The sequence below is a fragment of the Streptomyces sp. CNB091 genome, assembly GCF_000377965.1.
Window position 1 is genome coordinate 118,466 of the sequence record NZ_KB899012.1, and the last position, 13,719, is coordinate 132,184.

Sequence of the window (13,719 nt, forward strand, 5' to 3'; positions counted from 1 at the left end):
CGTCACGTATCCCGTGATGCGAGACGCCCGACCCGGGGCGCGGACGCCACCGGATCGCGGTCAGTAGGGGTGCACGCCCACGGGGGCCGCGGGCGGCGGCCCGTAGCCCTCGGCGATCCGCAGGTGGTAGGTCTCGCGGTCGATGACTTCCAGGCCGACGATCTCCCAAGGCGGGAGCTGGGCGCTGGAGCGGTGCTCGCCCCACAGCCGCAGCGCGACCGCGGCCGCGTCGTGCAGGTCGCGGGCCTCTTCCCAGTAGCGGATCTCCGCGTGGTCGCTCGCGTAGCGGCTGGTCAGCAGGAAGGGGTGGTCGTGCGCGAGCTGTTCCAGGCCGCGTCTGACCTCCCCCAGCGGAGTCTCGGCGCCCGACACGCTGAGCGTGATGTGCCAGAGCTTGGACTGCGGGGACTCCTCCTTCGCCGTCGTGACCGGCTCCCGTTCGACGGTGTCCGCCGGAGCCGGATTCTGGTCGAAATCCGCCCCCGCTCCGACACTCGTCAGGGCGCGGTTGGCCGTGCCTCGGGGCGGCGCCCCCGGGCGCGCTCGTCTCACCGGCGGCCTCCTGTGATGTGTTGCTGTGCGGTACCCCTGTTCCCCCACTACAAAGTGGACCAGTCCACAGGCGGGCGTGGGGTGGTTTTGGGGAAGGTCCCCGCTGGATGGCGGGACTTTCAGCCGTTTCAGGGGGTGAGGCGCGGCGCGAGGAGGACCAGATCGTCCCTGTGTACGACCTCGCGTTCGTAGGCGGGCCCCAGCTCGCGGGCGAGGTCCCGGGTGGAGCGGCCGAGCAGCTGGGGAATCTCCTTCGCGTCGAAGTTGACGAGTCCGCGGGCGACCGGGGTGCCGTGCGGGTCGCGCAGCTCGACCGGGTCGCCGGCGCTGAACTCGCCCTCGACGGCGGAGATTCCGGCGGGCAGCAGGGAGGTGCGCCGCTCCACCACGGCCCGTACGGCGCCGTCGTCGAGGGTGAGCGCGCCCTGCGGGGTGGAGGCGTGGGCCAGCCACAGGAGCCGGTCGGCGGAGCGGCGTCCGGTGGGGTGGAAGTACGTGCCGGTGTCGCGGCCCGCGAGCGCGTCGGCGACGCGGCTGGCGGAGGTGAGGACGACGGGAACGCCGGCGGCGGTGGCGATGCGGGCGGCCTCGACCTTGGTGACCATGCCGCCGGTTCCGACGCCCGCCTTCCCCGCGCTGCCGATGGTGACGCCGGTCAGGTCGTCGGGGCCGGTGACCTCGGCGATCCGGGAGGCGCCGGGAGTGCCGGGCGGTCCGTCGTAGAGGCCGTCCACGTCGGAGAGCAGGACGAGCAGGTCGGCGTGGACGAGGTGGGCGACGAGGGCGGCGAGCCGGTCGTTGTCGCCGAAGCGGATCTCGTCGGTGGCGACGGTGTCGTTCTCGTTGACGACGGGGACGGCGCCCATCTCCAGGAGCTTGTCCAGGGTGCTGTAGGCGTTGCGGTAGTGGCCGCGGCGGCTGGTGTCGTCGGCGGTGAGGAGCACCTGGCCGACGCGGACGCCGTAGCGCGCGAACGAGGCGGTGTAGCGCGCCACGAGGAGGCCTTGGCCGACGCTGGCGGCGGCCTGCTGGCGGGCCAGGTCCTTGGGCCTGCGGACGAGGCCGAGCGGGGCGAGTCCGGCGGCGATGGCTCCGCTGGAGACGAGGACGACCTCGCGTTCGCCGCCGTCCCTGACCTTGGCCAGGACGTCGACGAGGGCGTCGACGCGGTCGGCGTCGAGGCCGCCGGAGGCGGTGGTGAGCGAGGAGGAGCCGACCTTGACGACGACCCTGCGGGCGCCGGTCACTGCCGGCTCGCGGCCCGACGGCCTCTGCTCTGCCACGTGCTTCCTCGCTCTGGATCGCCCCGGTGTCCGACGCGGGGCCCGCTGTGCCGCCCCGGCACAGCACAGTACGCGAGCGGCCGCCCCCGCCGCCTGCCCGTTCCGCTCGGTGGACGCCGAAGGACGGCGGGTGAACGGGGTGCGGGCGGGCGGCGGGGGCGGCCGCGGTGGGCTCAGCTCTGCTGCTCGTCCTTGACGGCGAGCATCCGGTCCACGACCCGGGCGGCGGCGCGGCCGTCGGACGGCTCGCAGAAGTCGACCCGGAACTGGGCGTACTTCTCCTTGTACTCCTCGCTCACCTCGTCGATGTTGCGGATCGCGGAGACGAGGTCCTCGGAGGTCTTGATCAGCGGCCCGGGGGCGCGGGAGGTGAAGTCGAAGTAGAAGCCGCGCAGGGTGTCGCGGTAGTGCTCCAGGTCGTACGTGAAGAAGAGCATCGGCCGCCCGGAGTGCGCGAAGTCGAACAGCACCGAGGAGTAGTCCGTGATCAGCACGTCGGCGATCAGGTAGAGGTCGGCGATGTCCGGGTAGTACGTGACGTCGTAGACGAAGCCCTGTCCGGCGCCGGGGATGGAGTCGAGGACCTTGTGGTGCTTGCGGTAGAGCAGCACGTGGTCCTCGCCCAGCTCGCGCTTCGCGGCCTCTACGTCGATCTGGTTGTCCAGCTTGAAGCGGCGTCCGCCGTAGCGCTGGTCGTCGCGCCAGGTGGGGGCGTACAGGACGACCTTCTTGCCGGCGGGGATGCCGAGCTTCTCCCGTACGGCCGCGGCGCGCTTGACGCGGTCGGGGGCGTGGAAGACGTCGTTGCGCGGGTAGCCCGCTTCCAGGACCTCGCACTGGAGGCGGAAGGAGTTGGTCATGATCGGGGTGGTGAAGGCGTTCGGCGTGATGAACAGGCTGTACTGGCGCGAGCGCTGCGGGAGGCTCGCGATGTAGGCCAGGTTCGCCTTCGGGGTGCCGAGCAGGTCGGCGCCGATGCGCTTGAGCGGGGTGCCGTGCCAGGTCTGGACGACGACCTGGCCCTCACGGCGGACGAACCACTCGCGGATGCCGCCGTTGGTGACGACGTACCGGCTGCGGGCCAGTGCCTCGTACCACTCCTTGCTGCCCCACTCGACGCCGCGGACGCCGGGTGGCAGGACGACCTGCTGGTCGTGGACCATCGCGATGTGCTCGACCTCGGTGCCGCGGCGCCTGAGCTCCTCGTAGACCGCGCGGGGCGAGTCGGAGAACTGCTTGCCGCCGAAGCTGTTGTAGAGCACGGCCTCGCGCAGCGGCAGCTCGCGCTGCTCGGGGGTGTACACGTCGCGCATCAGCCGCTGGCGGTAGGCGCCGCGCAGCTCCGGGTCGAGGACCGGCCCGGACTCCACGAAGATCCGGTCGAAGTCGAGCCGCTCGACGGTGTACGTGCGGTGCTCGCCCCGGTGGGCCAGCGGCAGCGTGTTCACGAGGTCGGGGCGGATCGTGACGGGGAGGTCGCGGGTGTGGTCCCACTCGGTGCGCAGGCGCAGCCGCGGCATCCAGCGGCCGGCGCGCAGCGGCACGGTGCCCTCGTAGGTGGGCATGGTGTCCGGGCGCAGGCGGGCGGTGAAGCGGCCGCCGTCGAACTCGACGGGCAGCGGGCGGTCCTCGTTGCGGCCGGTGTGGCGCAGGACCATCTTCATCTGCTCGGCGGGGCCGGTGTAGACGCCGGAGAGGACCAGCTCGCCGTCCGTGCTCCACTCGACGCTGTCGACGAGGGGCTGGACCGTGCGGACCTGGGGCGTGAAGTTCCCGGCGCCGTCGGTGAGGATCGCGAACTCGCGTCCCCCGGGCAGCGGGTGGACTCCGGTGACGGACTGCGCACCGTTGGTGGCGCGGCGTGTGGTGCCGTCGGCGAAGAGGATCTGGGCGCGGTACTTGACGGACTTGCCGGGGCGTACGTCGTCGACGGGGAGGTCCGCGAAGTCGAGGCGGGCGGTGTGGCGGAGCCAGCCGTCGGCGCCGGTCTCGCCCTGCTGGAGGGGGAGGTCGGTGGCGAAACCGCTCGGCTCGTGGTCGATGCGCAGGGCGGTGGGGTATTTGCCCGCGGGGGTGGTGACGCGGGAGCGCAGGGTGACGGTGAGGGTCTCGCCGTCGGCTTCCTGGGCGATGATCTCGGCGGGGACGACGTCCACGGAGAGTTTGAGCCGGTTGCGGTCGAAGCCGGCGACGAGGCGGACGCCGTCGTCCAGGACCCGGGTGTAGCTGTGGCCGGAGGCGCCCGCGTTGTTCTTGGTGATGCTGCCCACGGACATGCCGCCGGGGCGCGGGATGCCGATGCCCAGGCGCCAGGTGCCGGGCTGCCACTGGCCGCGTACGCGCAGTCGGGACGGGTCGATGCCGAGCTCGAAGCCGGACCAGTCGTAGTTGTGCAGGGCGCCCTTGGCCTCGGCGGTGGCGCGGGGTTCCAGGGTGGTGCGCATCCGCAGCGGGAGGGTCGAGCGGCTGCCCTGGCGGCGGAGCACGGCGACGCGCAGGGACCGCTTGCCGGTGGCCGAGGGGACGTTGGGGATGTAGGCGTAGCCCTTGACGAGGAGCTTGCCGTCCTCCCAGCCGAGATCGAGGAGCTTGCCGCGTACGGGAAGTTCGCTGCGGTTGAAGTTGCGTACCGAGGAGGGGAGCGAGGAGCTCTCGACGCCGGGCAGCTCGATGCGGGCGCGCCGCAGGCCGCGGACGGAGAAGGCTCCCGGGTTCTCGCGCTCGTAGTGCAGCAGGTCCACCAGCTCGTCACCGCGGCCGCTGGCCGCCAGGTGCCACTTGACCCGGGCCATCGGGGAGAACTGCCGTACGACCTTCGGGGCCGCACGGGCCAGGAAGTCCTTGGCTGCTCGGTGGAATTCGGGGCGCTCCTCGACCGGAGTCTCCGGGAAGTACTTCATGAGCCGGCTGAGCTCGTCGGGGATCGCTTCGAGGGACGCCACGGGTGGAGGGCCTTTCCGGGGGGACGTGCAGATGATGAACCCCAGGAGGACGGGGCGTTAATGAGACGGCTCCAACGGTCTCATGGTTGCCCCACAGTATGACGTGACACCTCTCACAGGACGAACCGCCCCGGTCGTCACCGGGGCGGAGAGGGGGCCTGTTCTCCCCCGGTCCCGTCCGGTCAGACGCGGTGGGCGCGGGGGGCGCGCACGGCGCTGAGCAGCGCCCGGCGGGCCTTGCGGACCACGCGCCGGGCGAAGGAGAGGCGGGGCTTGTCCAGCGGTGGATCGATACGCCGTCCGCCGACCCATTCCGTGATGGTCACCTCATAGGCCCGGTCGGGGAGAACGGAACTCTCCCCGAAGTGCGGGTAGGCGAGGTGGAGACGGGGCGGGTTCCCCCGGCGGACGAGTTCGGGCTCCTCCTTGGCGCGCAGGAAGGCGGCGATGTCCAGGAGCAGGTCGAGCCGGCCCTCGGCGAGGCACATCAGCCGCAGCCGTTCGTTCACCTTCAGGTTGCGGCCGAGCTCCGGGGTCCAGTACGTCTTCATGAGCGGGGCGGCGAGCGCCATCTTCCGCTCACGGACCTCGGGCTTCTGCTTCAGCAGTCCGGGGCCGAACTGGGGCAGCAGCGTGATGACGAACGGCCGCACCATGAGGACGTCGCGTCGGGGGCCCGGGGGCACGTACTGGGCGATGAGCCCCATGAGGGCGCGGGCCGAGTCGAAGCGGCGCTTGTAGCTGCCCTTCTTGGTCATCTGGTTGCGGTCCTCGCGGCCCACCAGGTAGTAGCAGGTGTAGTCGGCGACTACGGAGATCCCGTTGCCGCGGATGTACGCCTCCATCGTGAACAGGGCGTCCTCACCCGTCTTCAGCTTCTCGTCGAAGGTCATTCCGAGGCGTACGAGGAGGTCGCGCCGGAACAGTTTCTGCGCGCTCAACGTGAATTTGACGTTGGAGGAATACAGGTCGGCTCGCTCGACGGTCTCTTTCCACATCGATTTCGCGGCACCGCGATTGACGCCGACGATCTTCCCGAGCACCACGTCCGTGCCCGCCCGGTCGCCCATGGCGACCATGCGCTCCAGGGCTTCCTCGCCGAAATAGTCGTCCGCGTCGAGAAAGAAGACGTACCGGCCGCGGGCGAGAGAGAGGCCCCGATTGCGCGGGCCGCTGGGTCCGCCGGAATTCGCCTGCCGGACGACTCTCATGGGAATCGCGGTCCTGGCGGCGAACTCCTCCAGGCAGGCGCCGGTGCCGTCGGTGGAGCCGTCGTCGATCGCGACGATCTCCATGCGGTCCGCGCCGATGGTCTGCGCCTCGACGGACTCCAGGCACCGGACCAGGTAGGGCATCGCGTCATAAGCTCCGATGATCACACTGACATCGGGCTCGTCGTTCTTCCTGGGCATGTCGGCCATGTGCACCTGTCGATTTGATCACGGAAGAAGGCGGTTCGCCCGACTCTGCACCCTTTGCGCATCCGCATGCCGGACGACCCGTACACCCCTCCCCCAAGGAGAGACGTACGGGCCGCGGTCGGGGTTGCCTACTTTTCAGCCAGTTCGATCAGTTGTGCGGTGCTCGGCCGTACGGCGCTCAGCGCACGGACGAGGACCCCTCGGCGAGGGCCGTCCGAGCCTCCGGCGCCTCGGCCTCCGGTGCGTCCGGGTCCGCCGTGGCGTCGGCCTCGGCCACCGCCTGCGGATCGCCGGCCCCGACGCCGCTGGTGACGGACTCCTCGTCCGGCACCGCCACGGACTGGTCCCCGAGGCGCTGGGCGACGCCCAGGTTGCGGGCCTCGGCCTTGGCGGCCAGCGTCGAGACGGCGGCGTTGAACTGCTCCATGGAGGTCGGCTCGTCCGGCCCCAGGAGGTAGGTCTTCAGCTCGCGGCGGGCATCCGCCAGCGTGTCCGCCGCCGGGTCGGCCACCGCGGCCAGCAGCGCGTCGAGCTCCTCGGCGCCGTTGGACAGGATGACCGCGGCGCGCACCGCGGTGTTCTGCCGCTTGAACTCCTCGGCTCCGAGCGCGGCGGAGTCGGTGACCGCGTACGGCTTGCCGCTCGCGATGAAGTCGGAGACCACACTGGAAATGTCCGAAACCATGGCGTCGGACTCGTTGAAGCAGTCGTACAGCTTGGGCTGTGCGCCGGTCACCGTACGGTGCTCCCACCAGCCGAAGGAGCGCCAGTAGGCGTCGTTCCACTCGGCCCGCAGCCGGGCGGTCTCCGCCTCGCGGGCGGGGTCGGCGAGGGAGATCCGCGACTCCTCCGCTTCGTCGCCGCCCGCGTGGCCGGAGGCCGACAGCTGCGCGAGCCGCGCCTCGATCCGGGTCAGCTCGGCCTTGGCCGCGCTCTGCCCGGCGGCGGCCGACGACGCCTCCTTCGCCCAGCGGGGCTCGGCGGCACGCTCGGCCGCGGCCTTCTCCAGCATCGCCCGGATCCGGGCGTTGACGGCCTTGGCCCTGCCGCTGCGGATACCGGTGAAGGGATGCGGCTTGTAGATGATCCGGACCGGGTCGGCGGCGTTCAGAAGCCGCCGCACGATGTTCTCGCCCGCCAGCAGCAGGGAGGTGTTGCCCGGGCTGTCGTCCCAGCCCTCCCAGGTGGGCGCGTACAGCACGGTCGGGATGGGGTTCTTGACGGCGCCCGTCCAGCTCCTGATGGGCTCCAGCTGCGGACGGCCGACCTCGACGATGTCCTGGTCGAGGACGCCGACGTCGGCCAGCGCGTAGCGGTCGCGGCCGGCCCGGCCCGCGGTCCAGACCTCGTCGTAGACCTTGGAGTACGGGTTGACACTGGCGAGCTTGTCGCTGTCGCCGTGCCCGATGAAGACGTGCTTCATCGTCGGGACCCGCAGGATGTGGATGTTCTTGCCGACGTTGGCGGGATACAGACAGACCCGGACGGTCGAGAGGTCCAGGTTCATCAGGTGGGTGCCCGCCGGGACGCAGAGGACCGGGACGGAGGTCTCGGCAAGCTGCGGGACCAGGCCGCGCTCCCGCATGACGATCAGCGGCCGGCCCTCGACCCGGGCCATGGTCTCCAGCCACATGTTGCCCTGGTAGGCGGACTCGTTGGAGCCGGAGAAGTAGAGCACCACGGTCGGCTGGTAGTCGCGCAGCCAGCTGTCGACGGCCTTGAGCACGGCGGGGGCCGGAGGCGCCAGCCGGCCGCGGCGCACGTACGGGAACAGCAGCGCGAGGTAGCACAGGGCCAGCAGCAGCGTCAGGCCGATGCCCGCGTAGCCGATGACGTCCTCACCGGTACCGGCGGCGATCAGGATGCCCGCCACGGCCGGGATGTCGAGGTGCAGCATCTTCTCGGCGGAGCGCCGCAACAGCACGCCGGGCGGGGCGTCGGGGATGCGGACCGCGTGCAGGTCCACGTTGCGGGTGACGACCGGCATGGTGCGGCGGAGCCGGATCAGGGTCGTCAGGGCGCCGTGCGGAGCCTGGAGCCCGTAGAAGAGCAGGAAACAGGCCACCGCCGAGTAGAACAGCGGCGACTCGGCGAGGTCCAGCCGGGCCAGCAGCAGGATGACCATGAGCTGCCGCAGCAGGAAGCGGATCGACAGCCCGGCGCGCACCTTGCCCAGCCGGTTGACCAGATAGCTCCCCTTCTGGTGCAGGTACCAGTCGGTGGCGTACGTGACAGCGGTGGCCGCCGCGAAGAACCAGATGTGGGGAATGAGCGCGGCAAGCATGACGCAGGGATATCCCAGCCCCATCAACAACGCTGCCGCCAGTTCCGACCTGCTGCCCACACGGGCCAGGCGAATGGCTGTCGAGATCACGAAGAACCTGCTCCAGGGGGTGCCGGTTGATTCACGTATTGGCGGAAATGTGAAGGTGCGGCTTCACGCATTCGGGCCTCTGCCGTCGCACAAAGCGACAACAGAGGCCCGGAAAAGCACATTTGTCAAGAATTATTACACATCTGCTTGACGGTCCAGCACGGAGGCCAGTGCCTGCTCGAAACCGGAGGACCCGGCGGCTCCCGCCGTCGGGTCCTGCTGCCGTACGTCGATGACGTGGCCGGTCAGGGCGGAGAGCAGGACGTCCAGCGAGGTGCGGGCCACCGCCTCCGAGGAGAGCAGCGAGCCCTCGGGCTCCTGGCCGAACGCCTTGGTGCGCATCGGGGTCGCGGTGCGCTCCGGGTTCACGCAGTTGACCCGGATGCCCTCGCCCGCCCACTCGTCGGCGAGCGCCTGGGTGAGGTTGACCATGGCGGCCTTGGTGGAGGAGTAGAGGCTGTACTCGGCGCGGCCCCGGGTGTAACTGCTGGAGGTGTAGAGGAGCAACTGGCCCTGGGTCTCGGCCAGGTACTTGTAGGAGGCGCGGGCGATCTGGACGGGCGCCAGGTAGTTGACGTTCAGGGCTTCCTGGATCGTCGTGTTGTCCGTCTCGGCCAGCTTGCCGATCCGCAGCACGCCCGCGGTGTTGATGACGTAGTCGACCCGGCCGGTCTCGGCGTACGCCTTGGAGAGCGCGTCGTCCACGTGCTCCGGGTTCTCCACGTGCGTACCGGTGGTGGAGCGGCCCAGCGCGTAGACCTTCGCGCCGTAGTTCTCCGCGAGGGAGGCGATGTCGGCGCCGATGCCGTACGAACCGCCGAAGACGACCAGGGTCTTGCCGGTGAGGAGCTCCCGGTAGGCGGCCTCGTCGGCCTGGCGGGGGGCGGCGGTGGAGGCCAGCTGGAAGAGCTTGTCGGTGATGAAGACGTCGACCGGCTGGGTCACCTTCATGTTGTACTCGTCGCCCGCGACCACATAGATCGGCACGTCGGGGAGGTACTTGAGGACCACCGAACAGTCGTCGGTCGCCTGGAAGTTGGGGTCGCCCGCCGCGACCTCGTACGCCCTGCGGATCGTGGAGAGCTTGAAGGCCTGGGGCGTCTGGCCGCGGCGCAGCCGGGAGCGGTCGGGCACCTCGGTGATGAACTCACCGTCCCCACCGTGCGTGCGGGTCACGATGATCGTGTCCGCGGACGGGATGGCGACGTCGACGGCCTGGTAACGGTCCAGCGCCGCGACGCAGTCCGTGATCACACGCTGTGACAGCAGGGGGCGTACCGCGTCATGGAAGAGGACGTTGCGGTCCTCGCCCTCGGCGAGGCCCTCACCGAGGGCCGCGATGGCACGCTCGGTGGTCTCGTTGCGGGTGCTGCCGCCCTCGATGATCCGGGTGACCTTGGTCAGTCCGGCCTTCGCGACGATCTTCTCGACGTCGGGCACGAAACCGGGCGCCATCAGCACGATGACGTCGTCGATGCCCTCGGCGTTCTCGAAGATGGTCAGCGTGTGCTCGATGACGGCCTTGCCGGCGATCTTCAGCAGCTGCTTGGGGATCGACAGCCCCACGCGCTGGCCGGTCCCACCGGCGAGCACGACCGCTGTGGTCCGGGGCTTGGCTTCATGCGGCACAGACACAGACGACCTACCTTGCTATGACGGGGGAACAGTGTGATGGTCGCACTCTCCGTGACCGTCTCGCAAGGTGGACGTCGTCCGCCGATCGTCCTGCGGATACCCGCAGTTCACCCTCTGGCCAGGGAGGTTGGGCGCTTCGGGGCGGTCGCACGGGGTGACCGACCCCACAGATGTGTTGCCCAATCCGCACATCCGTGGCGCGTGCACCCGGCGTGACCGGCGAAAACAACCGGCGCCCGGCCCCGAGGCTACCGGACGGCCCGCCTCCGGGGAGACGGGCCGTCCGGTAGCCATGACCGGGGGGGGAAGCCCCCGGTCGGAGACTCTTGAGCAGGGGGCGAACTTTAGAAGGGGTCGAACTCGTCGTATTCCTTCTCCGCGTCGTCCCGCTCGGAGTCACGGTCCCGGCGACGCTGCGCGGCGGGGCGCGGCTCCTCCAGGCGGTGGTCCTCGCCGCGGCGGCCGAGCATCTCGGCGCCGGCGGTCACGGTCGGCTCCCAGTCGAAGACGACCGCGTTCTCCTCGGGACCGATCGCGACGCCGTCGCCGGCCCGGGCGCCCGCCTTCATCAGGGCGGCCTCGACACCGAGGCGGTTGAGGCGGTCGGCGAGGTAGCCGACGGCCTCGTCGTTGTTGAAGTCGGTCTGGCGCACCCAGCGCTCGGGCTTCTCGCCGCGCACCCGGTAGATGCCCTCGTCGTCCAGGGCGACGGTGAAGCCCGCGTCGTCGACGGCCTTGGGACGGATGACGATGCGGGTCGTCTCCTCCTTCGGCTTGGTGGCGCGCGCCTCGGCGATGATCCCGGCGAGCGCGAAGGAGAGCTCCTTGAGACCCTTGTGCGCGATCGCGGAGACCTCGAAGACGCGGTAGCCGCGGGCCTCCAGGTCGGGGCGGATCATGTCGGCGAGGTCCTGGCCGTCCGGGATGTCGACCTTGTTGAGGGCGACGATGCGGGGCCGGTTCTCCAGGCCGCCGTAGAGCCGCAGCTCCTCCTCGATCATGTCGAGGTCGGAGACGGGGTCGCGGTCGGACTCCAGCGTCGCCGTGTCCAGGACGTGCACGAGCACCGAGCAGCGCTCGACGTGCCGCAGGAACTCCAGGCCGAGGCCCTTGCCCTGGCTGGCGCCGGGGATGAGCCCGGGGACGTCCGCGATGGTGTAGACGGTCGAGCCGGCGGTGACGACGCCGAGGTTCGGCACGAGGGTGGTGAACGGGTAGTCCGCGATCTTCGGCTTGGCCGCGGAGAGCACCGAGATCAGCGAGGACTTGCCCGCGCTCGGGTAGCCCACGAGGGCCACGTCGGCGACGGTCTTGAGCTCCAGGACGATGTCCCGGCTCTCCCCCGGCTCGCCGAGCAGCGCGAAGCCCGGGGCCTTGCGGCGGGCCGAGGCCAGCGCCGCGTTGCCGAGGCCGCCGCGGCCGCCCTGACCGGCCACGAAGGTGGTGCCCTGGCCGACGAGGTCGGCGAGCACGTTCCCGGCCCTGTCGAGGACCACGGTGCCGTCGGGGACGGGCAGGACCATGTCCTGGCCGTCCTTGCCGGAGCGGTTGTCGCCGGCGCCGGGCTGACCGTTGGTGGCCTTGCGGTGGGGGCTGTGGTGGTAGTCCAGCAGCGTGGTCACGGACTGCTCGACGACGAGGATCACATCGCCGCCGCGTCCGCCGTTGCCCCCGTCGGGGCCTCCCAGCGGCTTGAACTTCTCACGGTGGACGGAGGCGCAGCCGTGGCCTCCGTTACCCGCGGCGGCATGCAGCTCGACGCGGTCCACGAAGGTGGTCATGGTTGGTGCCTCCAGGTACAGCAGAAAAATACGGGATTGTCTCTGTCGTAACACGCCGAGGGCGGACCCGCTTCCCTGTTCGCCGGGAAAGCTGAGATCCGCCCTCGGAAGGTGCTGTGTGCCGTTCTGCGCGCGCTGAGAGGAGATCAGACGGCGAGCGGAACGATGTTCACGACCTTGCGGCCACGGTGCGTACCGAACTCCACCGCACCGGCGGCCAGTGCGAACAGCGTGTCGTCGCCGCCACGGCCGACGCCCGTGCCCGGGTGGAAGTGGGTGCCGCGCTGGCGGACCAGGATCTCACCGGCGTTGACGGCCTGACCGCCGAAGCGCTTCACGCCGAGCCGCTGAGCATTGGAATCGCGCCCGTTCCGAGTGGAAGATGCGCCCTTCTTGTGTGCCATGTGTTCTCAGTCCCTTACTTCGCAGCCGCGGGGATACCGGTGACCTTGATCGCCGTGTACTGCTGGCGGTGACCCTGGCGACGGCGGTAGCCGGTCTTGTTCTTGTAGCGAAGGATGTCGATCTTCGCGCCCTTGTGGTGGTCCACGATCTCGGCCGTGACCTTGATGCCGTCCAGCACCCACGGGTCGCTGGTGACCGCGTCACCGTCGACAACGAGCAGGGTCGAGAGCTCGACCGTGTCGCCAACCTTGGCAGTGGAAATCTTGTCAACCTCAACGATGTCGCCGACAGCTACCTTGTGCTGGCGACCACCGCTGCGCACGATGGCGTACACGCGGATCTCTCTCTCGCTCGGAACGGATCCCCTGATGCCAGCCGCTCGCACGGGCCGGGGCCCGGGACGATCCGGAAGGATGAGCGGCCTCTCCTGGCGGACGGCGCGGACACCGACCGTTACCGGGAGGGATGTGCTCAGGGGTAGGTGCGTCAAGTAAACACACCGAGGGTCAAGGTTACGGGGCGCGGGTGTGGGGGTCAAACCGGGGCGAGGGGCCGGAGGCGGGCCCCGGCCGGAGCGGGGCGGAAGGCCGGAGAACGGCTCCGGCCGGGGAGACGGCGCAACGCCCGCCTTATGCTTTCGGGGCTCACCAGCTCTCCGAAAGGCATGCCGTGAACTACAGGGTCCAGCCCACCGCCCAGGTCGACGAGACCGCCGAGATCGGAGCGGGCAGCAGCGTCTGGGAGCTGGCGCAGATCCGCGAGGGAGCCAGGCTCGGCGAGGGCTGCGTCGTCGGCCGCGGCGCGTACGTCGGCACCGGGGTGCGCATCGGCGACAACGTGAAGCTGCAGAACTACGCCCTCGTGTACGAGCCCGCCGAGCTCGGCGACGGCGTCTTCGTCGGCCCCGCCGTCGTCCTCACCAACGACCACAACCCGCGCTCGGTCGCCCCGGACGGCAAGCAGAAGCGTGGCGGCGACTGGGAGGCGGTCGGCGTGAAGGTCGCCGAGGGCGCTTCGCTCGGCGCGCGCTCGGTCTGCGTCGCGCCGGTGCGGATCGGCCGGTGGGCGATGGTCGCGGCCGGTGCCGTGGTCACCAAGGACGTCCCCGACTTCGCCCTGGTCGTCGGGGTGCCCGCCCGTCGGATCGGCTGGGTCGGCCGCAGTGGGGTCCGCCTGGTGGCGCGCGAGGGCGAGCCGGGGGTGTGGGAGTGCCCGCAGAGCGGAGCGCTGTACGAGGAGAAGGACGGGGCGCTCGCGGAGCGCTGAGCGGGCGGGTCGCGTCGGCGGGCGGGTCGCGTCGGCGGGCGGGTCGCGTCGGCGGGCGGG

Annotated in this window: 11 protein-coding genes; 2 read left to right on the forward strand and 9 right to left on the reverse strand. The window is 70.5% G+C overall.

Going from position 1 to position 13,719, the window contains the following annotated elements; translation table 11 throughout:
- Window positions 1-60: 60 nt before the first annotated feature.
- The 5 genes from D581_RS0132255 to D581_RS0132275 all read right to left on the reverse strand — a co-directional run bounded on the left by D581_RS0132255 (window position 61) and on the right by D581_RS0132275 (window position 8,482).
- Complete coding sequence (locus D581_RS0132255; protein ID WP_018961248.1) at window positions 61-552, reverse strand: hypothetical protein; 492 nt, start codon at window positions 550-552, stop codon at window positions 61-63.
- A gap of 128 nt (window positions 553-680) precedes the next feature.
- Window positions 681-1,835, reverse strand: coding sequence for a glutamate 5-kinase (gene proB, locus D581_RS0132260; RefSeq protein WP_469219789.1), 1,155 nt, complete (start codon window positions 1,833-1,835; stop codon window positions 681-683).
- 173 nt (window positions 1,836-2,008) lie between these two features.
- On the reverse strand, window positions 2,009-4,777 hold the full coding sequence (locus D581_RS0132265) for a CDP-glycerol glycerophosphotransferase family protein (protein ID WP_018961250.1): 2,769 nt from the start codon (window positions 4,775-4,777) through the stop codon (window positions 2,009-2,011).
- A gap of 182 nt (window positions 4,778-4,959) precedes the next feature.
- Entirely contained in the window at window positions 4,960-6,198 is a 1,239-nt protein-coding gene (locus D581_RS0132270) for a glycosyltransferase family 2 protein (RefSeq protein WP_018961251.1), read from the reverse strand.
- 178 nt (window positions 6,199-6,376) lie between these two features.
- On the reverse strand, window positions 6,377-8,482 hold the full coding sequence (locus D581_RS0132275; RefSeq protein WP_486585902.1) for a hypothetical protein: 2,106 nt from the start codon (window positions 8,480-8,482) through the stop codon (window positions 6,377-6,379).
- On the opposite strand from D581_RS0132275, the gene D581_RS1000000141775 reads away from it, so the two are divergent.
- Window positions 8,481-8,723: a hypothetical protein gene (locus tag D581_RS1000000141775; RefSeq protein WP_199787860.1), complete on the forward strand. Its 243-nt coding sequence runs from the start codon at window positions 8,481-8,483 to the stop codon at window positions 8,721-8,723. The two genes, D581_RS0132275 and D581_RS1000000141775, sit on opposite strands and share 2 nt — an antisense overlap.
- On the opposite strand, the gene D581_RS0132280 is transcribed toward D581_RS1000000141775, so the two are convergent.
- The 4 genes from D581_RS0132280 to rplU form a co-directional block, all read right to left on the reverse strand.
- On the reverse strand, window positions 8,708-10,207 hold the full coding sequence (locus D581_RS0132280) for a bifunctional cytidylyltransferase/SDR family oxidoreductase (RefSeq protein WP_026291104.1): 1,500 nt from the start codon (window positions 10,205-10,207) through the stop codon (window positions 8,708-8,710). The two genes, D581_RS1000000141775 and D581_RS0132280, sit on opposite strands and share 16 nt — an antisense overlap.
- Window positions 10,208-10,551: 344 nt before the next feature.
- Entirely contained in the window at window positions 10,552-11,988 is a 1,437-nt protein-coding gene (gene obgE, locus D581_RS0132285) for a GTPase ObgE (protein ID WP_018961254.1), read from the reverse strand.
- Window positions 11,989-12,134: 146 nt separating this feature from the next.
- Window positions 12,135-12,392: a 50S ribosomal protein L27 gene (gene rpmA / locus D581_RS0132290; protein ID WP_026291105.1), complete on the reverse strand. Its 258-nt coding sequence runs from the start codon at window positions 12,390-12,392 to the stop codon at window positions 12,135-12,137.
- A gap of 14 nt (window positions 12,393-12,406) precedes the next feature.
- Window positions 12,407-12,727 (reverse strand): 50S ribosomal protein L21, encoded by a 321-nt coding sequence (gene rplU, locus D581_RS0132295; RefSeq protein ID WP_003969204.1) that lies wholly within the window; start codon window positions 12,725-12,727, stop codon window positions 12,407-12,409.
- A 335-nt stretch (window positions 12,728-13,062) separates the two neighbouring features.
- Between rplU and D581_RS0132300 the strand changes: the two genes are divergently transcribed.
- On the forward strand, window positions 13,063-13,659 hold the full coding sequence (locus D581_RS0132300; RefSeq protein WP_018961256.1) for an acyltransferase: 597 nt from the start codon (window positions 13,063-13,065) through the stop codon (window positions 13,657-13,659).
- Window positions 13,660-13,719 lie beyond the last annotated feature (60 nt).

What these genes read in the sequence shown, in the direction of transcription:
- D581_RS0132270 (WP_018961251.1), bottom strand. Translation starts at nt 6,198, where the DNA reads ATGGCCGACATGCCCAGGAAGAACGACGAGCCCGATGTCAGTGTGATC.
- obgE (WP_018961254.1), bottom strand. Translation starts at nt 11,988, where the DNA reads ATGACCACCTTCGTGGACCGCGTCGAGCTGCATGCCGCCGCGGGTAAC.
- rpmA (WP_026291105.1), bottom strand. Translation starts at nt 12,392, where the DNA reads ATGGCACACAAGAAGGGCGCATCTTCCACTCGGAACGGGCGCGATTCC.
- D581_RS0132275 (WP_486585902.1), bottom strand. Translation starts at nt 8,482, where the DNA reads ATGCTTGCCGCGCTCATTCCCCACATCTGGTTCTTCGCGGCGGCCACC.
- D581_RS1000000141775 (WP_199787860.1), top strand. Translation starts at nt 8,481, where the DNA reads ATGACGCAGGGATATCCCAGCCCCATCAACAACGCTGCCGCCAGTTCC.